This is a genomic window from Brevibacillus ginsengisoli, assembly GCF_050113715.1.
GTDB lineage: Bacteria > Bacillota > Bacilli > Brevibacillales > Brevibacillaceae > Brevibacillus_H > Brevibacillus_H ginsengisoli.
This window is the reverse complement of the sequence record NZ_JBNJQR010000006.1, coordinates 265,274-286,341: the sequence shown is the minus strand read 5'-3', so window position 1 is coordinate 286,341 and position 21,068 is coordinate 265,274. Positions and strand designations below refer to the sequence as shown.

Below are 21,068 nucleotides of genomic sequence, written 5' to 3'. Positions count from 1 at the left end.
GGTTCACGGAAGAAGTTTCACCATATTCTCGTAGGTTTCGGGGCGACGATCCCGATAAAATTGCCACTGGTCACGCACTTCGTGGATGAGGTTCTTATCCATCTCAGCCACAATGACCTCGTCCTGATCTCTAGAGGCAACAGCTACAAACTGTCCACGAGGGTCGACCAGATAGGATTGCCCGTAGAATTCTCCCATATTCCACGGCCCCTCAAAGCCTACCCGATTGATCGCTGCGACATAATAGCCATTCGCTACGGCATGCGCTGGCTGTTCCAGCTTCCACAAATATTCAGAGAGCCCCGCTACGGTAGCTGACGGATTAAACACGATCTCTGCTCCATTAAGACCTAGCAATCTTGCTCCTTCTGGGAAATGGCGATCATAGCAAATGTATACACCAACCTTGGCAAAGGCCGTCTCAAACACAGGATAGCCGAGATTGCCTGGCTTGAAGTAATATTTCTCCCAGAACCCGCAGCCTTTTTCTGGTTCTCCTGCCGCCACATGCGGGATATGCTGTTTGCGGTATTTGCCCAAATACGTGCCATCCGCATCAATCACCGCGGCAGTATTGTAGTAAATCCCGATTCCCGCAGCTTCATATACTGGCAAAATAATCACGGTTCCCAGCTCACGCGCCAGCTCCTGGAACAGTTTGGTTGTTGGTCCGTTGGGCACCTCTTCTGCCGATTCATACCATTTAGTCTTTTGCTCCGCGCAGAAATAGGGCCCGTAAAAGATCTCTTGCAAACAAATGATTTGTGCTCCTTGGGAAGCTGCGTCACGAACCATTCTGACATGCTTCTCGATTGCCTTCTCCTTGTGAACGTGGACAGGTTCATCACCGTTCACTTCATGTCTAGCTTGAATCAAACCGATTTTCACTTTATTAGGCATGGATAATCCCCTCCAATGGAAAAGTTATGGCCGAGAAAAAGTAGCCCGCTTCAGGTATTGCCCTGCTCCTTTGGTGCCGACAAACTGCTTGTTGGCGATGACATATGTTCCTCGAGACAAGACATCTCGTACCTCACCGTGAACCTCCATACCTTCGAAGGGGTTATAGTCCACGTTCATATGGTGAGTCATGGCGGAGATTGTACGAGTTACGTTGGGGTTAAAAATGACCAGGTCGGCATCGGTTCCAACGGCAATGGTTCCTTTTCGCGGGTAAAGACCGAATAGTTTGGCGACTTTAGTGGACGTGAGATCGACGAATTGATTGAGACTGATCCTGCCCTTATAGACACCCTCGGAATAAAGAATGCCGAATCGGTCTTCAATGATTGGCCCTCCGTTGGGAATTTTGGTAAAGTTTCCACGACCTAGTTCTTTTTGCCCCTCGAAGTTGAAGGAACATTGATCGGAACCGACCGTTTGCAAGATTCCACTTTTCAGAGCGTTCCAGAGGACTTCTTGATTCCACTTCTCACGCAAGGGTGGTGACCACACGTATTTGGCGCCTTCGAAGTCTGGCTTCTCAAGATAGCTGATATCCAAAGCGAGATATTGCGGACAGGTTTCACCGTAGACATTCCAGCCTTTTTCCCGAGCTTCCGCGATCCGTGACACTGCATCGGCACAAGAGACATGCACCACATAGAGCTGGGAATCGGCCAAGGCGGCAAGCGCGGCCGCTCTACCTGTTGCTTCCCCTTCCGCTTCCGGAGGTCTTGTCAGAGCATGATAAATCGGCTCTGTATGACCTTGCGCTAAGGCACTCTTCGTCAGATAGTCAATGACATCTCCATTCTCGGCGTGCACCTGAACGAGCGCTCCCAGTTCTTTGGCTTTGATCAAAGTCTTGAATAATGTCTCATCATCTGCCTGAAACACATTTTTATAAGCCATGAAAACCTTAAGGGAGGTAATTCCCTCTTCTTTCACAACGTCGCCTAACTCCTGAAGAACCTGCTCATTCGCCTCGGCTACCATCAAATGAAATCCGTAATCAATCACCGCGTTGCCTCTTGCTTTCTCGTGCCAGGTTGCGATTGATTGCTGAAGGGGTTTGCCTTTGGTCGTTAAGCAGAAGTCAATGATCGACGTCGTCCCACCGAAGGCCGCTGCTCTTGTCCCAGTCTCGAAGTTATCAGCCGTTGTCGTTCCCCCAAAAGGCATATCCAAATGCGTATGCGGATCAATCCCTCCCGGAAAAACGTAACATCTGCTTGCGTCAATGATTTCCGCCCCATCTGTAGGCAAATCATGCCCAATCGCCACAACGGTTTCGCCCTGAATGGCTACATCCGCCATAAATGTGTCCGCTGCCGTTACCACTGTGCCTCCACGGATCACCTTCTGCATGTTCAATCCCCCCGCTTCCTTGGTATGTTAAGACGAGCCTTCCTGCTTCAACCTATGCTTCTCGACTGTTTATCATGACTAGCTTCCCAAAGCAGATTGTCGTTGGTTCCAGCTTAGCGGCTGTTGATCTGAAGGGATCTCGACCATCTCGATCGTTCCTTCAACTGGACACACGATGGAACACAAATTACACCCGACACAATCCTCCTCACGTACCACTAGGCGCTCTTTACCTAAATCCTGATCCTTCACAATGTCAATACATTGGTGGGAGGTGTCTTCACAAGCGATATGGCACTTGTTGCAGTTGATACAGGTCTCCTCATGGATACGTGCCACGATCTTATAATTCAGGTTGAGATTGCCCCAGTCGGAGTAGGTGTGAACCGCCTTGCCGACTAGATCCATCACCGAGGCAATTCCCCGTTGATCCAAATAATTGTTCAGTCCATCAATCATGTCTTCGACGATTCGGAAGCCATGGTGCATCGCCGCAGTGCATACCTGCACGTTGGAAGCCCCCATGAGGAGGAATTCAACGGCATCACTCCATGTGGAGATGCCGCCAATGCCCGAGATCGGAATGCCTACCAACGAATCTCTCGCGCACTCGGCTACCATGTTGAGAGCGATCGGCTTCACGGCGGGTCCGCAATAGCCACCGTGGGCGCCCTTCCCATCGACATGCGGAATCGGCAGCCACCTGTCAAGGTCCACGCCCATTAAACTGTTGATCGTGTTAATCATGCTTACGGCATCGGCTCCACCCTGTGAGGCCGCACGTGCGGTAAAGCGAATGTCGGTAATGTTCGGTGTCAGCTTTACGATCACGGGTGTCTGCGCGACTTCTTTCACCCATTCCGTCTGTTGTCTGATCAAATCAGGCTGTTGGCCAACGGCAGACCCCATACCACGTTCTGCCATTCCGTGTGGACATCCAAAATTCAATTCCAATCCATCCACTCCGACCGCTTCCACCTGCTTGACGATTTCGTGCCATTTCTCCTGCTTTGGTTCTACCATTAAGGAAGCAATCACCGTGTGTTTGGGGAATAGTTTCTTGGTTTCATATATTTCCTTCAGGTTTTCTTCCAGCGGACGATCGGTAATAAGTTCAATGTTGTTAAACCCAAGGACTCTCTGATTCCCTCTATGAAAAGCAGCGAAACGAGAGGTCACGTTGATAATCGGTTCACCTAATGTCTTCCAAACCGCCCCTCCCCAGCCCGCCTCGAATGCCCTTTGTACCTGATACCCAGAATTCGTTGGAGGAGCAGAAGCCAACCAGAATGGATTGGGTGACTCAATTCCAGCGATATGTGTACGCAAATCAGCCATGTTCTTACCTCCTTGTATTGGATAATGAGAGATTCATTTTGAATCATTCACAGTGTTGTCTACTCGGTTGTAATCCTGAACTGTATCTATATGGTTGTTGATTTGGCTTGAAGGCTTGCATGGATTGCGTAAGCGGCTTTCTTCCCTTGCTCAGCTGCATCGACGACCATCGCATCGGTCTGACCGCCACCGAACACAAAGTCCCCCGCCGCATATACTTCCTCTCTTGATGTCGCAAAAGTTTCTTGTTCTACACGGACGACCCCGTTGTCATGTTCCAGGCCATACAGATCAATCAATCCAAGATGGCGCTTCTGACCAATCGCCTTAACAACGTAGTCCACCTCGATGACATGCTCACTACCCGCAACAGGAACTGGCTTCCTGCGCCCTTTGGCATCCGGCTCGCCAAGTTCCATGCGGATACATTCAAGACCTGTTACTTTTCCCTCGTTTCCAAGGATTCTGGTCGGAGCTACCAACCATCGAAACTCAATGCCATCTTGTTTGGCGAATTCATATTCAAATTCGTAGGCCGTCATCTCCTGACGAGTCCGTCTGTACAGTATTTGCACTTGTTCGGCACCCAGACGTTTGGAACAGGTAGCCCCGTCAATCGCGGTATTTCCCGCGCCGATTACCGCTACTTTTTTGCCGATGAACTGTGTGGAGAGCTCTCTGGTCTTAACCTCCTCTACTAGCGTTATCGCATCGAGTACCCCATTCAGCTCTTCACCCTCAATCCCGAGTTGCGGCACTTCGCCCATCCCCACTGCCAAGAGGACAGCGTTATACTCCGCTAAAAGCTCCTCTGCCTTCACATCAAGACCCACCTGTGTACCGTAGTGAAACTTCACCCCAAGCGCTTCCACCTGAGACACTTCCCATAAGGCAATCTCCTGCGGCAAGCGAAATGGAACGATGCCATAGGTGTTGAGCCCGCCTGCTTTTTCTCTGGCTTCATAGATGGTCACCTCGTAACCAAACCGCGCTAACTCCCGAGCTGCTGACAAGCCGGCCGGTCCACCTCCCACAACGGCAACTTTATGACCATTGGATGGAGCCGCTTGGAACAACTGAACGTTGGACCTCATCGCCCAATCGGTTGCGTGCCGCTGCAATAATCCAATCATGATCGGCTTGGAAGCATGGTTAAGTACACAAGCCCCTTCACACAACTCTTCTGTTGGACATACTCGGGAACAGCTGGCGCCAACCGGGTTCGACTCCATAATCGTTCGGGCTGACCCAATCAGATTTCTTGTCGCAATTTTCTGAATAAATGACGGAATATTAATCCCGGTTGGACACGCTTTGATACAGGGGGCATCGTAGCAATACAGGCATCGATTCGCCTCATCAATCGCTTCTTTGGGTTTCAACGCGGGAACTACTTCCACAAAATTCTTGCGCAACTCTTCAACCGAAGCACTCATTGACTGCTGATTGGTCATGGCCGTTCCTCCGTTTCTCACATCCATTTTCACCTGATATTACTAACAAATGTGTGAGTGGAGGTTTTTATGTATCATCATTTCACTTTTCAATAGCCAGTTAGGTAATCAATCGAAAAAAAGCTCATGTTTGATTACATTTTCACATATTTTGTATCAAGAATAGACCGCTTAAGTGAGGTTATATCTCATGGAGGAGTTGCAAGAGCGAATACAACGTTTACGCGAGAAAATCGACGCGCATCGTGAGGAGCTTATTCAGCTTGAAGAAGAATGGAGGAGCTTGCAGGAGCAACTAAGAAACCGCACTCGGTATCTGTCTTCTATCGAAATCCTCGATCTGATCAGGGAAAAGAGCGGGCAAGAAAAAAATATGACAACCATTAAACGATGGGCGGACCAAGGATTACTGGGAGAAAAAATCGAGGAAAAAGAGTACTTTTCATTACTGGTTCACAAGCAAGGGAACAAACGTTTCTTGTTTCCCAAAGAGGCGGTTTATCCGTTTCTCGCAATGAAAATGTTGATCCGCCCTCGGTTTGAGATTCTCGATCAGATTATGGTTCAACATCAAATGACGAGTCAGGAACAACTAGGCGTCATTATCTCCCACCAGCTCGTAGAGGATCAGTTTGTGTATACAGTGCAGCTCGAACAGAATCGTGAGATCATCTCGAATATCGCAGAACATTTACTTCGTTTGGTTGAGGAGGAACCATGACCCGTGTATCGATTACTTTTGAGAATACAGTGGAGAATCAGGACATCTGCCGTCAAATCCGCCGCTATCACAAGAAGTTGGAACAACCGCTCTTGATTACGTTTCGTGATGAAGCAACCGAGATTGTATTGGAAGCGGCCATTCTCTATATTCCAGATAAAAAGCTGTTGCCCAAGGATGCGACAATTAATGGCCTGGTAAAAAAAACCACTACACATTACGAGATCCATCCCCGAAGCAAAAGTAAAACGATAAACCTTCATCTCGATTCCGAATTGGTCGCCGAACTGGAACAAATCCGTCAGCATGTCCAAAGCAAAACCCAACACGACGTCATTCTCGAAATGTTCATTCGTGGCATGCGCGCTTATCGTAGAGAGCAGGAGTAAGCCTTTCGAAAGACTATTCCTGCTTTAAACGCTTGATTTCAGCTTCCAATTCTTTAATCCGCTCTTCCAACTCCTGTGTTCGATTGGATCGTTTGGAAATCATAATGAGTAGACCAATGACAACGAGGATCGGAATAAAGAACATCGACATTTGATACAACATGGTTCTCCAATCCACTGAGACTCCACCAATATCTATCATCTATAGTAGCTCCTTTCAATGATACACTAGAAATCACTTCAGCCAGCAATCTCAGGCTAACAAGAAAATACAATACGCCAATCATATAGCAATTGCAATGAAAAAAATAGTAGACAGCCACTTGGCGGCTATCTACTATCTTTTACGTAAAGCAACTTATTCCGTTGCGGTTTGACTTCGTTTTTTCAATTCTTCGTCCCGGAAGGTTCGCTTGAGAAGTTTACCCACCGCCGATTTGGGCAACTGCTGGCGGAATTCAACCAGACGAGGTACTTTGTAAGCGGCAAGTTCAATTCTGCAATACTCGATAATCTCTTCTTCGGTTACCGATACACCTGGCTTCGGAGCAATATAGGCTTTCACTGTCTCGCCTCGATATTCGTCCGGAATCCCAATTACAACCGCTTCCAGAACAGCCGGATGCTGATAGAGAACCTCTTCAATTTCACGCGGATAGACATTATAGCCGCTTGCGATAATCATATCTTTCTTCCGATCCACAATCGTGAAGATCCCATCCTCCGTCATCCTTGCCAAATCTCCGGTATACAGCCATCCATCTTTCAATACCGCTGCTGTATCTTCCAGACGCCTCCAATAGCCCTTCATCACTTGCGGCCCCTTCACTACCAGCTCCCCAACTTCTCCATACGGCGCTTCACGTCCATCAGCCAAACTTACAACCCGCGCATCTGTCAATGGCAAAGGAATCCCGATGCTTCCCGCTTGTCGCTCTCTAAATGGCGGGTTGAAATGTGTAACCGGCGCTGCCTCGGATAATCCATATCCCTCATATAAATGTTTACCTGTTTGTCGCTCTAGTAAATGCAATTGCTCGATTGGCATGGCTGCACCACCCGAAGCATAATACTGGATGGACTCAATTCCTGCTTCCCCTAGGTTCGGGACACTATTCAAAGCAATGAACATCGTTGGGACTCCGGGGAATTTAAACGGCTGTTCCCTCCGAATGGTCTCCATGACCTCAGGCAGATCAAAACGAGGCAGCACAATCTGATTGCTTCCCGCTCGAAAACTGAGTAACGTAATGCAGGACAAGCCCAAAATGTGAAACATTGGCGTAACGTTCATGACCTTGGCATTGTCTGGCGCGTTCTTCAAATGACGCCAAATCATCTCATGAAGCTGCTCGATATTCGCCACAATATTGTAGTGTGTCAACATGACGCCTTTAGAGACTCCCGTGGTGCCACCTGTATATTGCAGGACAGCCAGATCATCTTTGGGATGAATCTCCACTTGCGGTGCGGGTTCTGTAGGCGCTTTCATAAAATCATCAAAGAATACATCATCTTCTTCGAGTTCAAGGGAGGAAGTTCCTAAACTCACTACAATTAATCGCTTTAACGATGTGCGATGCTGGACGCTTTTCACCCGATGATAAAACGCGTCGAATACCACCATGTGCTCCACTTGTGCGTCATTTAACACATACTCGATTTCACGTTCCACGTACATCGGATTCACTTGTGTGACAATCCCGCCTAAGCGAAGCGCGCCAAAAAAAGAAAATATATAATGAGGGGTATTTGGCAACATCAAGGCGAGTCGATCTCCTTTGGTGAATCCCCACTCGGCCAAGCAGCTTGCGAAGTGCTCCGCCATACCATACACCTGTTTAAACGTCCAAGTCTTCTGATAGAAGGTGATGGAAATCTGATCTCCGAATTGAATCGCGGCATTCTGCAAGACCTGTGTCAGCGAAACCTCTGGAATTGCAAAATTCTCATTCACGTGCCCCTGATAATGTTGGTGCCATGGTTTTTCTTGTTCCATCATTTCAAGAACCCCCTCATATTCGAATCCGGCATCATTTGATTTTAATTCTGAGTATTAGCAAAAATACCTTTGGTTTTCAGGTCAACATTTTTTGTGGGAGGCCAAATGTTATGTCTGCTTTTTATTTTCTAAACAATAGGTATTAATTAATTCTAACTCTTCTTGGTACATTTTCTTAGCTATGAATCGAATGAACCATTTTTCAATAATCCCCATAAGTCCATTTTTTTGTATCCAGGTTGTTTGAATGGTAACCTTACTTTTTTGAGAGGTGAGAGGGACTATATGAAAGTGAGTAACTAACCCAAGATCAACATCTTCTTCTTGCAACACTTCCCCTGGTACTGGTTCACTTACCGTCAGCCGCATTTGTTGTTTTAAGCCCATCGCTTTCGTCTGAACTTTGACAACTGTACCTTCTCCATATCCCCCCTGTTCAATTTCTAAAGAATCGAAATACTGAACAGGTAAAATTTTTGGGTGTCCATCTACATAATTCCTTAGAAGATTGTAAATGAACTCTGGCTCAGCTTCGATCTCCCTCGATTCTTTTACGTTGTAGGAACTCATGATATCCCCTCCCTTTAATAGCCCGTTGCACCATTCTGCCTTTTTATCAACCAATCTTTCACGATACTACACTTTATTCTTATTAGGCTCTCGCCTTTCCTGCTGTTAGCCCTTTAGCGGAAAAAGTTAAGTTAACACAAGCAATGTATTGTTAAAAACTTAACTAAACCATCCGCTGAGACCTTCTCTGACCCGGTATAGAAACGATTTTCTGCACCCTTCATTAGAGAAAGATTCGTGATAACATACATGTGTAAATCTTTCATTGTGACGATTTGGAGGTTGATTTTAATTGGAAGAAAAATCGAACAAACAAACCAAGATTGACATCTCCCCATTGAGTGCAGAAGACCGTATCCGTTGGGACGTATTGGCTCGAAGCGTACAAGGCCTTTTATGAGACAGAGCTCCCAGACTCCAAATACGACGAGATCTGGCACCGTCTGCTAATTGGTGATAGGATATTTGGCTTCGGCGCGCACCTTCATGGAAACTTGATTGGGATCACCCACTATGTTTTTCAGCCTACTATCTGGAATAAAGATGTGTGTTACTTACAAGACCTCTTCGTCGATGAAGCTGTTCGTGGACATGGGGTGGCCCGTGCACTCATAGAGCGAGTAGCTCAAGCTGCGCGCGAACAAAACGCTTCTGGGCTCTACTGGCAAACTCGCCAGGATAATTCCACGGCTCGTGCTCTCTATGACAAAATTGCTCATCACAAAGGCTTCATTCGTTACGACTATTCACTTGAATAGAATCGAATCTAAACCGTGTAAGGTAGAATCGGTCTGCTTACACGGTTTTCTCACTTACATAATTGATTTAAAAGGTGATCTCGATGAAAGCTGGTTTTTCCCTAATTGCCCTTTTATTGCTTTTGTTTTCTGGAATGCCAACGAATCTTCAAGAACCAGTCAATCAAAAAGCAAAAACGGAAGTCACAGCCGTACTAAATAACCAACTTGGAAAAAGGCCACTTGATTTTCAACAAATGGATTGGTCTCCAGAAGGTTGGAATAAGATTCAAAGCTTAATGGATCACTTGATTCCGACGCTTGAACTTATAAGAGAAGCAAATCCCATTTCCTATGATCAATTGGAACATTACATAGCTGTTTCGTACTCTGATCTCACTATCCTCATTCCCGAAGATCCAGCTAAAAATATTGTTCTGATATACAACCAACAGTTTTATCTCTGCCGAGGAGGAGAAAAAGAAATCAACGAAATCATTAAATGGATCAAATCTCAAATGTACATGGGGAATAACCAGTAGTCGAGCTCGGGTTATTTTTTCATTCGGCTCTATTGGTTTTTTCAATTACCGTCTTGTTACAATATAATAATTTCACAAATTGGAAGAGCGTGTGGTTTACTGATATAGTTGAGAAAATTATAAAAAGGTGTGGAACAATGAAAAAAACAAGTTTTCTTCTCATCCATGGCCTCGGCGGTAGCGGCCCTCAACATTGGCAATCGTGGTTGTACACACAACTAGAGGAACGAAAATTTGATGTACACTTCCCAACTTTTTCTGACTTTGACCGCCCTGTAAAGGATATATGGTTAGAAGAACTCTCAGTTTGTCTTGAAAATATTCCCCCTGAAAATGAGATTATCGTTCTTACTCATAGTCTCGGATCCATTCTCTGGATGCATTATGCAGCTACTCCTCTAAAATCAAAGGTACGTCAGGTTATTCTTGTCGCTCCTCCTTCACCGGTTCGTACACTTTCTGATGCCCAGACTTTTTTTCCGGTACCATTAGACGAAGCGCAACTAGTAAATGCGGCAGAGAGTACATGGTTAGTTATGTCAACGGATGATCCGTTTTGTAGTATTGAGGAATCTACTCTCTTTTTAAAATTAGGGCTACCTGCTATCGCTTTTCCAAAATCAGGACACTTGAATACAGCTTCTGGTCATGGTGAATGGCCATGGATCCTAAATACATGCCTCAAGAAGGAATTTAGTTTTACATAATGTTATGTGACAATTGGGGAGTTCCCAGTGTTTTTGTGTTACTGGTCACTTCCTAACTATTATGGCAAGTCCTTGAATATCTACTTTATAAAACGAAATGTTTAAGGTACCATTTGGTAAATTGTTTTTCTGGAGGTGTAATCCATTGTCCAAAAAGATCCAGGAATACATTTATGTCTTTGTAATGTGCCTTACAATTGCAGTTGATCTCTTAGTAAATTCTTAGGCTTACTTTTGCCCGATTGAATAGATCGGGTTTTTGTCATTCTTCCGTTTCAAAAGCCTTATCATTTATCTCCCCTACACAATTTGGAGAACTTCCTCTGATTCGGCCAGTTTGGGTTATCATTCGGATCACACCTCCTTAGGACTTATTTACTGTAAAGAATGGTATAAAAAGGTATTTCTTCTCATCAAAAGATTAGAATTTTCCATTATACTACAATTTGATATTTCTGAAGGAGGCGATTATTTTGAAAAATATCCGTACTTACCTCGCTGGTTTTTTGACAGGCTCTCTGTTCTTCTCTGGCATCGCGTTTGCCGCAACCCAACAGATTACCGTCGATACCCAACCGATCAAATTCATGGTGGATGGGCGTCTACAGGAAAGCAATGCATCTTTCCTCTACAATGGTGTCCCCTACGTACCGGCTTCCTTTGTTGGAGAGAAGGTAGGCAGACAGGTCACCTGGGATGCCAAGAACTCGACGATCACAATCGGGAGAGCCGTAGCAAAAGTGAAGGCGCCGATCCGCTTGTCTTCCTTGCCCTACTCGATGCCTTACGGGTTGAAGTATTCTCACTCATATACGGATAATTGGAAGACAGGGAAATTTTCCGTAGGCGGAAAGACATATCTGAACGGCATCGGTTACGATTATGTTCATGAGGTCGCCGATGACAAACTACCTAATTCGACCTGTCAAGTATTCTCGTTTCAGTTAAATGGGAAGTATTCCAAGCTGTCAGGCATTCTGGCAACTGATGACAAGTCGTCGGCCAAACAAGATACAGTTCTCTGGCGCATAACAGGGGATGACCAAGTACTTTTTGAAAGCGGGGAGCAAAAAGCCGGCATGAGCCAGATGGCCGATGTAGATCTCACTGGAGTGAAAACCCTGACCATCGAAATCAGACGTCTCACGGAAAATGAGAAGAAAAAGGACATCTGGGCCTTCTTTGGAAACGCATTGCTCCAGTAATGGGAAGTTTTCATTAAGCGTAACGCCACCCACATAACATACTCCACTATCCATTACATAGACCAAATAAAAAAGCATGGGCTATCCCATGCTTTTTCTGATTTACACCATAATCTTGCAGATATCGTTCGTAAACTCAACAGGATCCTGTACTGGAAGTCCTTCAATTAAAAGTGCTTGGTTGTACAATAATTTGGTGTACAAGTCTACCTTCTCTTTATCTGTTTCAAACGATTTCTTTAAGGATTCAAATACTGGATGGTTCGTATTAATTTCCAAAACCTTTTCCGCCTTGATGCCTTGATTGTTCGGCATCGCATTCAGGATCTTTTCCATTTCGATTGTGACTTCACCATCGGTCGTGAAGCAAACCGGATGGCTCTTTAGAATTTTAGAGGCTCTGATATCCTTCACTTTATCGGCCAGTACGTTCTTCATATACTCAAATAGTTCTTTGTTTTCAGTCTCTGCCTCTTCGCTGCTGTTAGTGTCTCCCGCTTCAATTCCTAAATCTCCACTTGCTACGGACTTGAACTCCTTCTCTTTGTATCCCATTAGCATTTTGATCGCGAACTCATCAATATCGTCGGTGAAATACAGGATTTCGTACCCTTTCTCCGACACCAACTCTGTCTGTGGCAGCTTTTCAATCCGCTCAATTGATTCTCCGGAAGCATAATAGATGTATTTTTGGTCCTCAGGCATTCTGGAGACGTACTCGTCCAGACTGACCAGCTTCTTCTCTTTGGAAGAGTAGAACAACATCAGGTCTTGAAGCTCTTCCTTATTCATTCCGTAATCACTGTACACTCCGTACTTCAGCTGTCTGCCAAACGAACGATAGAATTCCTCATACTTCTCTCGCTCATCCTTTAGGAGACTTTGCAGCTGGCTCTTGATTTTGCTCTTAATGTTTTTGGCGATTAGCTTCAGCTGTTTATCCTGTTGGAGAATCTCCCTCGAGATATTAAGCGACAAGTCCTCAGAATCTACCATCCCCTTCACAAAACTAAAATGATCAGGAAGCAGATCGGCACATTTGCTCATGATTAAAACCCCATTGGAGTAAAGCTCTAAGCCCTTTTCAAACTCTTTAGTGTAGTAGTCGAACGGCATTTTTTCCGGGATGAAGAGAATCGCATTGTAGCGTACGGCACCGTCTGCCTTAACGTGAATATGTTTAATCGGTTTGTCAAAGCCGTAATGCTTCTCATGGTAAAAGCTCTCGTAGTCCGCTTCCGTCAGTTCTTGTTTATTCTTTCTCCAGATCGGAACCATGCTGTTGATGGTTTGCTCTTCCTGGACATTTTGATACTCGTCCTCGCTACCCTCTACTTTTTGGCTGGTTGCCACTTCCATTTTGATCGGGTAACGAATGAAGTCAGAGTATTTTTTAATAATGCTGCGGAGTCGGTATTCATTCAGATAATCATCGTAATTCTCGTCTTCCGTGTTCGCTTTGATTTGCAAGGTGATTTCCGTACCGACGGTTTCCTTCTCGCAAGGCTCAATCGTATACCCATCAGCACCCGAAGAAACCCATTTATAGGCCACATCACTTCCAAGCGCATTACTAACAACGGTGACTTCGTCAGCGACCATAAAAGCCGAATAGAACCCGACACCGAATTGGCCAATAATATCATGACCGTCTTTGATTTCGTTTTCAGATTTAAAGGCTAAAGATCCGCTCTTGGCTATGATTCCAAGGTTATTCTCCAGCTCTTCCTTGGTCATCCCAATTCCCGTATCCAGGATCTTCAGCGTTCTGGCTTCTTGGTCAGGGATCACCTTTATGTAATATTGATCCGGTTCAAAACGCAAAGACTCATCCGTTAACGCTTTGTAATAGATTTTATCAATGGCGTCACTTGCATTGGAAATGAGCTCACGCAAAAAGATCTCTTTTTGTGAATAGATCGAGTTAATCATCATTTCTAATAATCTCTTGGATTCTGCTTGGAACTGCTTCTTTTCCATTCCTTAATTCCCCTCTCACAGACGAGTTCAAATTATCATGTTTCCGTTATATTTAGCACTCTAATCAAGAGAGTGCTAATCTCTTTTTAAATATCATATCTTGCTTGGATGTGTCAATAACCATCAAAAATAATAGGAGAGCTTCGAATTTGATCAGCTCTCCCATTCAGTACCGTATAAAGTTTGTCATCCGTTAATTGCTCGTCAAGATCGCTGTAATCAGTAAACTGAGAAACAATGTTGCAGGAACATACATGGCCCATGTGTCTTTTAAACGTTTTTTGAGAATCATACCAAGACACTCCTTCCTGTGGTGGAACTAGAAGATTTTCTCTTCTACCTTCATTGTGAGGGAAGATGGAGTGATATGCTAGAGGTCTGTTTGAAGACTTTGTGAAATAAATTACAATCATAATTGCTTTCTTAACATAACGAAACCAATTGTTGATTTCATTCGTAACGTTAGTAAAATTGATTACACTGCTTTATTTATTACCTCGTCATGGTTTGGTTGATTAAACGGTGAGCCTGATTTGATTGAATATCCGGTTAGAGGTGGTCAGGTTGAAACTGAAATTAATTGCTATGGTGGTGCTTTGTGTTGTTTTGTGTTTCTGGTGCCCCTGGATAACGGATGATTTTTCCAAAACCAGAGCAGTATCAGGTTTCAATAATCAATACACTGGAGCGATCGATGGTTGCGGTTCAGATACAGCCATTCGTTCGGTAAAAGTTCCTTTTGGTCGTTCTGTAGAAATTGATTATGTTTGTATGCCTGCTTTGAATTTACCTCAATTCCATAAGAAAAAAACTGTATATGTTTCATTCTTAGGTACGGTTCATATTGATTCAATTCGACCCTATTAAATATCTGCATGAACTACCCACTATGCCTACATTCCATCATCGATAAACAACGGATGCAGCTAAGATCCCAATCAATCCTCCCGTAATTGGCGCAACGACCAAAACCCCAATGAGATTCCCGTGGTAACCAAGCAGTAGTTTAAGAAGCAGTGTCACCACCGAAACGAGAAGGACTAGAAACCAATATTGAATGATCTTCCGATTGGTCGTGCGAAGGCCTCGGAATTGTCGAACATCTAATAATATCCATCTTTTCCACATAAGCCACGCAACTGGAAACAATAATCCGAACAATGACAAGCTGTATTGGAGCCATTTATAAACGGGCAATCCAAGCATACTGGTACGAAGAATCTGGCTATGCATGACGAAAAAACCACCGACATGTGTAAACGAATCAACAAATAGATGCGTAAAGAAGCCGATGATGACCGAACACAAGAAAACCACCCATTGGGCGACTGAGCCTTGCTTCCACAACCTATCTGTCTGAAGGATAGGAAAGTGAAATGAGAAAGGCAAGTTCATGATGAGTGGCTTCTTGATGATCTTATGAAAAAGAATCGAAACGATGATACTAAGCGGTATTGCCTGAAAGAACAAACCTTGAATCGTATGCCCAATCGATTGATATGGTTCCAAAGCAATGAAGTATTCAAAATCGGGAGACATACTCCCTACCACTAATCCGGTAAGGCTAAACCATTTGGGTTTGATCCACTTGAGGGGAGCCGCATAAAGCGTGTGAGAGAATGTAAATGGCATGAACCTTCCTCCGTTTTAATAAAGCTACTCTCGATTCGGCGTCTTGTATCGATACATCGAGTAATCAGAACGCACCTTCCGAACCGCTAAATAGACAGGCAGCCCCCTCGCCACCCATCTCAAGGCCGATAAAATATTGGCTTCATCTTCAAATTCTTCAACAATCACAACGGTCTGTTCGTTTACGTACCTCTTCAGTTCTTCCCAGCCCATGGCTGAATACTTGTCGGTTCCGTAGGTTCGCAGTTCAATAAAATCTTGGAACTTTGGATTCGTCATCCGCATGAGACGCCCCATGGCTTGGGCGCACTCTGGATGGACATGTGGACTAATAGACAATGAATACAAATCCCTTCTTACCCTAATAAACGCTTAGCCTCAAGATAGAGAACCAGTATAAAGCGTTTGGTGTTGATTTTGGCATTGGACAGTTCGACATCATTATCCAACTCCAGCATACGCTTTCTGACCTCTTTAAAATCAAAAAACGTTGAAGCGTATTTCTCAAACTTGGCATTCGAGTAATCGGTTAATCCAATGGACGTCAAATGGGTTAACGCTTGTGCCAATGCTCGGCGAATACGCTGTTCGGCTGCTTTCACCTCTTTTTGCACTTCCGTTGCCGTTGCTTGCTGTCCCAGTTTTTTGCGCGCGACATTATGAAAAATCTCCTTCAAGGAAGGAAAATCGTATTCATAGGAGTCTTCCTTTTCGCTCTGGTACAGGTAGTCCACGATTTCTAATAAATCCTTGCTGCCTGATTCCCCGATTATCCCCAACTCCGTTAACAGATATCTGCCTGTGGTCACAATCGTTTTTTCGGTAAAAGGATTCTCCCGTCTGTCTTTAGACATCCCCATTCCTAGTAAACTTAAGGACTTCTGGATATCCTGAATGGATCGCTCCAGCATCACCCGTTCACTTACCTTTTGAATGACGCTGATTACCTCCAGCCGATTGATCGGTTTGGTTATGTAATACTCAATTCCATTTGTATACGCTTCGGCAATCATTTCTTTGGATTCGATTTGGGAAATCATGATGATTTTCCCTTCAAAGGACGAAGAGATCTGGCGAACCGTTTCGATCCCATCCCGAATGGGCATGAGAAGATCGATCAGTAAGATGTCCACTTTTTTCACAGACAATATGTCGGCATCAATAAAGGAACCGTCCTCAGCCTCACCCACAACAGTCCCCAAATCTTCATCTTCTATTATATGAGAGATCATAAACCGCACAGCCTGATCGTCATCCACAATGAAAAATCGCATACTATCCTCCTTGATGAATAATGCTCTCGATGGGTAGCCGGATGGTAAAAACGGTTTCTCGGGGAATTGCTTCATTCTCAACCGTAATGGTTCCCCCTAAGCTTTCAACCATTTCTTTGACGTAGCTTAATCCGATTCCGGTTGATGGCATGCCAGAAATATCGTACTTGGTGGTAAATCCCGGCTTGAACAGTATTTCTTTGTCTTTTACCAACACTCCTGGTCCGTCATCGTGTACAGATACCTCAAGCCAATCTTCCAGCTGCTTGATTGTTATACGAATGGTTCCTGCTTCCTTAATCGCCTCTACAGCATTCGCGACCAGGTTGTTCATCAGCGACAACAAGGTGTACATGTGATAGTTGCCTTGTGTCACCACAACCTGTAATTCGAATGATATCTCCTTCGCCAATAGTTGCGCGTACTTCTGATTCGAACGCACGACAATTCGTCCCAACGCTTCCATACTCATATAGTTCGGGACATCTTCGCTAGAGATCATTTTGGACAATCCCGCATAGATCCGTTGATTATCTTTTTTTATCTCATGAACTTGTCCAGCGATATGCAAAACTCGCTTGGCATAGCTTTCTGCCTGTTCATTTGAGGAAGCTTGCAGTCCCCGATATACATCATAACAATCTCGGGTGATCGATTCCACTTGATTCAGCGTCTTTTTTAACTGGATCGATTCCACATACAAGTCAGAGATCAAAAGCATGGTGCGTTCGTTGCGTTTGCGCTGCTGTTCTTCCAAGATGATGGCATGTCTCAACTGGATCATATTGAAAAATCCAAGGACAAAGAAGGTACGGATGACGGCAAACAACGTAATTTTGCTGATAATCTCGAGGCTCATGACACTCTCAATCGGTGCCCAGCGAAAAGTCAACTCCATGAGATTGGATATGACCTCTATGACCACTCCGAGCAAACCAACTAAAAGCGGACGTTGATAGAGTTGATTGATGCGCATCAATGAGAATAAAGCCGCATAGCAAACATAAAAAACGAGCGCTGGCAAGTGATTGTAAATGATCGGTTCCACGTGAATCGGCTGCCGCCCCAATAAATCCAGGAGAATCCGAAAGCTGAAGACGCTTATTCCCACCGCAAAACCAGAAAGCCAAGGGGGAATATTCTTTATCCAAAGCAAGAAGAACAAAAAAGCCGTCGTACCAAAGCTAACCCGAAAAGTGTCACCAAACGGATGAAAATTAAGCTCACCCGCAATCGGAACCCCAACGATCATTAATAAAAAAATATAAACTCTTTCTTTCAATTTAAGCACACTTTCTGTGATTTTATTCGGAATAAACATCTAAATTTGACGATTTCGTTAAAAATTTTTATCTAGTCATTTGTAGTTTTTTGTAGGATTTCATAGATTAGCTTTTACACTTTATTTAGAATCCGCTTTCATATGGTGAACATAACATCAAATCAACTGAAAAGCAAAGGAAGGAGAGGAATATGAAAAAATATGGTCTGGCTTTACAAATCTTTATTGGTTTACTCCTCGGTATTGTCGTAGGTGCACTTTTTTATGGGAATCCTGCAGTCGAAAGTTTCCTCAAACCAATTGGAGATATTTTCCTGCGATTAATTAAAATGATCGTAGCACCAATTGTTATCGCTTCCCTCGTTGTTGGGGTTGCAGGTGTAGGAGACCTGAAGAAGCTTGGTAAAATCGGTGGTAAAACACTGATCTATTTTGAGATCATCACTACCGTTGCGATTCTTATCGGACTAACCGCATCCAATCTTTTCAAACCAGGTGTTGGGGTCAATATGAATGCATTGACCAAATCCGATATCTCCAAGTATGTAGAAACTACAACGCAAGCGACTCATCACAGCTTTATCGATACGTTTGTTAACATCGTTCCAAAAAATATTTTTGAATCACTGGCAAACGGTGATATGCTCGCCATCATTTTCTTCTCTGTTATGTTCGGATTAGGTGTCGCTGCCATTGGCGAACGCGGAAAACCCGTGCTAGCCTTCTTCCAAGGTGTAGCTGACACAATGTTTTGGGTAACGGATAGGATCATGCGATTCGCTCCATTCGGTGTATTCGCATTGATCGGAGTTACGGTGTCCAAATTTGGTTTAGGTTCGCTTGTTCACCTCGGCAAACTTGCATTGCTGGTGTACGGAACCATGTTCTTCTTTGTAATCGTCGTGTTTGGTATTGTTGCTAAGTTGAGTGGGACAAGCATTTTTTCCATCATCAAAATTTTGAAAGATGAATTGATTCTTGCGTACTCCACAGCAAGCTCCGAGACGGTACTTCCTAAATTAATTGAGAAAATGGAAAAATTCGGATGCCCAAAAGCCATCACTTCTTTTGTTATCCCTACTGGATATTCGTTTAACCTAGATGGTTCCACCTTGTATCAAGCGCTGGCTGCGATCTTTATCGCGCAAATGTACGGAATTGACATGCCAATCAGTACTCAAATCACGCTCATGCTTGTTTTGATGGTTACCTCTAAGGGAATTGCCGGTGTTCCGGGAGTATCCTTCGTTGTATTGCTTGCCACACTTGGATCAGTAGGGATTCCGGTTGAAGGTCTTGCCTTCATCGTTGGTATCGACCGTATCCTTGACATGGCGCGTACAGTCGTAAACGTAATTGGTAACTCTTTGGCGGCAATCGTTATCTCCAAATGGGAAGGCCAATACGACAACGCTAAAGCGCAGAAGTACCTGTCTACCTATGAAAAGAAAGCGGCTTAATCACCGCTCCATTCAGTAAGCATAAACAAAAACCTCTTCATTAGGAATCCACAAGGGATCTCAATGAAGAGGTTTTTCCTTTTCTATCGATTACGCTTCATTCAATGTTTCAAGCGCTTCATTCAATGTTTCAAGCGCTTCCTTCAATACTCGAACAATAAAATCAAGATCCTCACTGGTTGTGGAAAACGGCGGGGAAAGCGTCAAGATGTTGTTAAAGCCTGGAACCGTGTCCCCGTTACGTCCAATAATCAACCCACGCTTCTTGCATTCTACAATCACTTTGGTCAACTTATCGGGCAGTGCCGGCTCTTTGGTCTGGCGATTTTCTACCATCTCAATGCCACACAAGAATCCAAAGCTTCGGATATCTCCCACATTCGGGTGATCTTCAATGACGGACAGTTTCTGACGCAGCTCTATTCCTAACTGCTCAGAGCGTTCGATCATATCTTCCTCTTCCATAATCTCCAGATTCTTGAGTGCCAGCGCACAGGCTGCAGGGTTTCCTCCAAACGTATTTACATGACGGAAGTGAATGTCGTTTCCTTTTTCATTGAATTTGTCCGCAATCTCTTTGCGTACAGCCGTTGCTGATAGCGGAAGATAAGCGCTCGTAATTCCCTTAGCCATGGTCACAATATCAGGCTTAACGCCAAAATTCTGATGACCAAATTTGCGTCCAGAACGACCGAATCCGCAAATGACTTCATCCACAATTAACAGAACGCCGTATTTGTCACAGATTTCTCTTACCTTTGGCATATACTCAGGCGGTGGGACAATCACTCCGCCACCGGTAATGGTTGGTTCCATGATTACCGCTGCTACGGTCTGGGAGCCTTCCCAGTTGATGACTTCATCATATACCTGAGCGCACTCCAAATTACAGGTGCCATAGGTCTTGCCGAATGGACAGCGGTAGCAGTATGGCGGAGAGACATGCAGGAATCCAGGGGCAAGCGGTTCGTATTTGGTTTTGCGAATCGATTGGCCTGTCGCCGCAAGCGACCCCATCGTATTGCCGTGATAAGCGCGATGACGAGAGATAAACTTATATCGACCAGGTTCTCCATTCTGATGGTGATACTGACGTGCGATTTTAAACGCTACTTCATTGGCTTCCGATCCGCTATTGGAGAAGAAGACACGGTATTCATCCCCCAGCCATTCACTTACTTTTTCCGATAGTTTGATGGCTGGCACATGGCTTTGGGTAAGCGGAAAATAAGCGAGCGACTTCAATTGCTCATAGGCCGCTTCCGCTAGTTCTTGTCGTCCGTACCCGACATTGACACACCACAAACCGGACATCCCATCCAGATAACGATTCCCGTCGATATCGGTTATCCAAGAACCTTCCGCCTGGGTCACGATCATTGGATTGGGATTGTAAGGCGACATGTGATGCCACATATGTTCTCGGTCTGCTTGTAGTAATTGTTCTTTTTCCATCCTCGTTTCA

General features: G+C 44.6%; 21 protein-coding genes. 8 read left to right on the top strand and 13 right to left on the bottom strand.

What is annotated here, in order from left to right; genetic code table 11:
- Nucleotides 1–3: 3 nt before the first annotated feature.
- The 4 genes from ACQCN2_RS14695 to ACQCN2_RS14680 form a co-directional block, all read right to left on the bottom strand.
- A complete protein-coding gene (locus ACQCN2_RS14695; protein WP_426929680.1) occupies nucleotides 4–900 on the bottom strand; it encodes a nitrilase-related carbon-nitrogen hydrolase in 897 nt (298 codons plus the stop codon).
- Nucleotides 901–924: 24 nt separating this feature from the next.
- Complete coding sequence (gene hydA / locus ACQCN2_RS14690; protein ID WP_426929679.1) at nucleotides 925–2,310, bottom strand: dihydropyrimidinase; 1,386 nt, start codon at nucleotides 2,308–2,310, stop codon at nucleotides 925–927.
- Between the two features lie 78 nt (nucleotides 2,311–2,388).
- Nucleotides 2,389–3,648, bottom strand: a complete 1,260-nt coding sequence (gene preA / locus ACQCN2_RS14685) for an NAD-dependent dihydropyrimidine dehydrogenase subunit PreA (protein ID WP_426929678.1) — start codon at nucleotides 3,646–3,648, stop codon at nucleotides 2,389–2,391.
- An 86-nt stretch (nucleotides 3,649–3,734) separates the two neighbouring features.
- Nucleotides 3,735–5,084 (bottom strand): NAD(P)-dependent oxidoreductase, encoded by a 1,350-nt coding sequence (locus ACQCN2_RS14680; protein ID WP_426929705.1) that lies wholly within the window; start codon nucleotides 5,082–5,084, stop codon nucleotides 3,735–3,737.
- Nucleotides 5,085–5,292: 208 nt separating this feature from the next.
- Here ACQCN2_RS14680 and ACQCN2_RS14675 point away from each other — a divergent pair, with 208 nt between their 5' ends.
- Both ACQCN2_RS14675 and ACQCN2_RS14670 read left to right on the top strand, forming a co-directional pair.
- Nucleotides 5,293–5,823, top strand: a complete 531-nt coding sequence (locus ACQCN2_RS14675; protein WP_426929677.1) for a hypothetical protein — start codon at nucleotides 5,293–5,295, stop codon at nucleotides 5,821–5,823.
- Nucleotides 5,820–6,212 (top strand): hypothetical protein, encoded by a 393-nt coding sequence (locus ACQCN2_RS14670; protein ID WP_426929676.1) that lies wholly within the window; start codon nucleotides 5,820–5,822, stop codon nucleotides 6,210–6,212. The genes ACQCN2_RS14675 and ACQCN2_RS14670 overlap by 4 nt, the downstream gene beginning before the upstream one ends.
- A gap of 13 nt (nucleotides 6,213–6,225) precedes the next feature.
- Here ACQCN2_RS14670 and ACQCN2_RS14665 read toward each other — a convergent pair whose 3' ends face one another.
- The 3 genes from ACQCN2_RS14665 to ACQCN2_RS14655 all read right to left on the bottom strand — a co-directional run bounded on the left by ACQCN2_RS14665 (nucleotide 6,226) and on the right by ACQCN2_RS14655 (nucleotide 8,784).
- A complete protein-coding gene (locus tag ACQCN2_RS14665; protein WP_426929675.1) occupies nucleotides 6,226–6,414 on the bottom strand; it encodes a hypothetical protein in 189 nt (62 codons plus the stop codon).
- Between the two features lie 156 nt (nucleotides 6,415–6,570).
- A complete protein-coding gene (locus ACQCN2_RS14660; RefSeq protein WP_426929674.1) occupies nucleotides 6,571–8,214 on the bottom strand; it encodes a long-chain-fatty-acid--CoA ligase in 1,644 nt (547 codons plus the stop codon).
- 108 nt (nucleotides 8,215–8,322) lie between these two features.
- Complete coding sequence (locus ACQCN2_RS14655; RefSeq protein WP_426929673.1) at nucleotides 8,323–8,784, bottom strand: hypothetical protein; 462 nt, start codon at nucleotides 8,782–8,784, stop codon at nucleotides 8,323–8,325.
- A gap of 341 nt (nucleotides 8,785–9,125) precedes the next feature.
- Here ACQCN2_RS14655 and ACQCN2_RS14650 point away from each other — a divergent pair, with 341 nt between their 5' ends.
- The 4 genes from ACQCN2_RS14650 to ACQCN2_RS14635 all read left to right on the top strand — a co-directional run bounded on the left by ACQCN2_RS14650 (nucleotide 9,126) and on the right by ACQCN2_RS14635 (nucleotide 11,975).
- Nucleotides 9,126–9,542 (top strand): GNAT family N-acetyltransferase, encoded by a 417-nt coding sequence (locus ACQCN2_RS14650; protein ID WP_426929672.1) that lies wholly within the window; start codon nucleotides 9,126–9,128, stop codon nucleotides 9,540–9,542.
- A gap of 83 nt (nucleotides 9,543–9,625) precedes the next feature.
- A complete protein-coding gene (locus ACQCN2_RS14645) occupies nucleotides 9,626–10,063 on the top strand; it encodes a hypothetical protein (protein ID WP_426929671.1) in 438 nt (145 codons plus the stop codon).
- A 137-nt stretch (nucleotides 10,064–10,200) separates the two neighbouring features.
- Nucleotides 10,201–10,770, top strand: coding sequence for an RBBP9/YdeN family alpha/beta hydrolase (locus ACQCN2_RS14640; RefSeq protein WP_426929670.1), 570 nt, complete (start codon nucleotides 10,201–10,203; stop codon nucleotides 10,768–10,770).
- A gap of 473 nt (nucleotides 10,771–11,243) precedes the next feature.
- The gene (locus ACQCN2_RS14635) at nucleotides 11,244–11,975 is read left to right on the top strand and encodes an NPCBM/NEW2 domain-containing protein (RefSeq protein WP_426929669.1); all 732 of its coding nucleotides are present in this window, start codon (nucleotides 11,244–11,246) and stop codon (nucleotides 11,973–11,975) included.
- 102 nt (nucleotides 11,976–12,077) lie between these two features.
- Here the strand turns inward: ACQCN2_RS14635 and htpG are convergent, their stop codons facing one another.
- The gene (gene htpG / locus ACQCN2_RS14630; RefSeq protein WP_426929668.1) at nucleotides 12,078–13,955 is read right to left on the bottom strand and encodes a molecular chaperone HtpG; all 1,878 of its coding nucleotides are present in this window, start codon (nucleotides 13,953–13,955) and stop codon (nucleotides 12,078–12,080) included.
- A gap of 564 nt (nucleotides 13,956–14,519) precedes the next feature.
- On the opposite strand from htpG, the gene ACQCN2_RS14625 reads away from it, so the two are divergent.
- Complete coding sequence (locus ACQCN2_RS14625; RefSeq protein ID WP_426929667.1) at nucleotides 14,520–14,822, top strand: hypothetical protein; 303 nt, start codon at nucleotides 14,520–14,522, stop codon at nucleotides 14,820–14,822.
- A 36-nt stretch (nucleotides 14,823–14,858) separates the two neighbouring features.
- On the opposite strand, the gene ACQCN2_RS14620 is transcribed toward ACQCN2_RS14625, so the two are convergent.
- The 4 genes from ACQCN2_RS14620 to ACQCN2_RS14605 are packed head-to-tail and all read right to left on the bottom strand — an operon-like array spanning nucleotide 14,859 to nucleotide 18,143.
- Nucleotides 14,859–15,587, bottom strand: coding sequence for a DUF4184 family protein (locus ACQCN2_RS14620; protein WP_426929666.1), 729 nt, complete (start codon nucleotides 15,585–15,587; stop codon nucleotides 14,859–14,861).
- Between the two features lie 24 nt (nucleotides 15,588–15,611).
- Complete coding sequence (locus ACQCN2_RS14615) at nucleotides 15,612–15,926, bottom strand: hypothetical protein (protein ID WP_426929665.1); 315 nt, start codon at nucleotides 15,924–15,926, stop codon at nucleotides 15,612–15,614.
- A gap of 17 nt (nucleotides 15,927–15,943) precedes the next feature.
- Nucleotides 15,944–16,861, bottom strand: a complete 918-nt coding sequence (locus ACQCN2_RS14610) for a response regulator (protein ID WP_426929664.1) — start codon at nucleotides 16,859–16,861, stop codon at nucleotides 15,944–15,946.
- A 1-nt stretch (nucleotide 16,862) separates the two neighbouring features.
- The gene (locus tag ACQCN2_RS14605; RefSeq protein WP_426929663.1) at nucleotides 16,863–18,143 is read right to left on the bottom strand and encodes an ATP-binding protein; all 1,281 of its coding nucleotides are present in this window, start codon (nucleotides 18,141–18,143) and stop codon (nucleotides 16,863–16,865) included.
- Between the two features lie 191 nt (nucleotides 18,144–18,334).
- Between ACQCN2_RS14605 and ACQCN2_RS14600 the strand changes: the two genes are divergently transcribed.
- On the top strand, nucleotides 18,335–19,603 hold the full coding sequence (locus ACQCN2_RS14600; protein WP_426929662.1) for a cation:dicarboxylate symporter family transporter: 1,269 nt from the start codon (nucleotides 18,335–18,337) through the stop codon (nucleotides 19,601–19,603).
- Between the two features lie 90 nt (nucleotides 19,604–19,693).
- On the opposite strand, the gene ACQCN2_RS14595 is transcribed toward ACQCN2_RS14600, so the two are convergent.
- Nucleotides 19,694–21,058, bottom strand: coding sequence for an aspartate aminotransferase family protein (locus tag ACQCN2_RS14595; RefSeq protein ID WP_426929661.1), 1,365 nt, complete (start codon nucleotides 21,056–21,058; stop codon nucleotides 19,694–19,696).
- Nucleotides 21,059–21,068 lie beyond the last annotated feature (10 nt).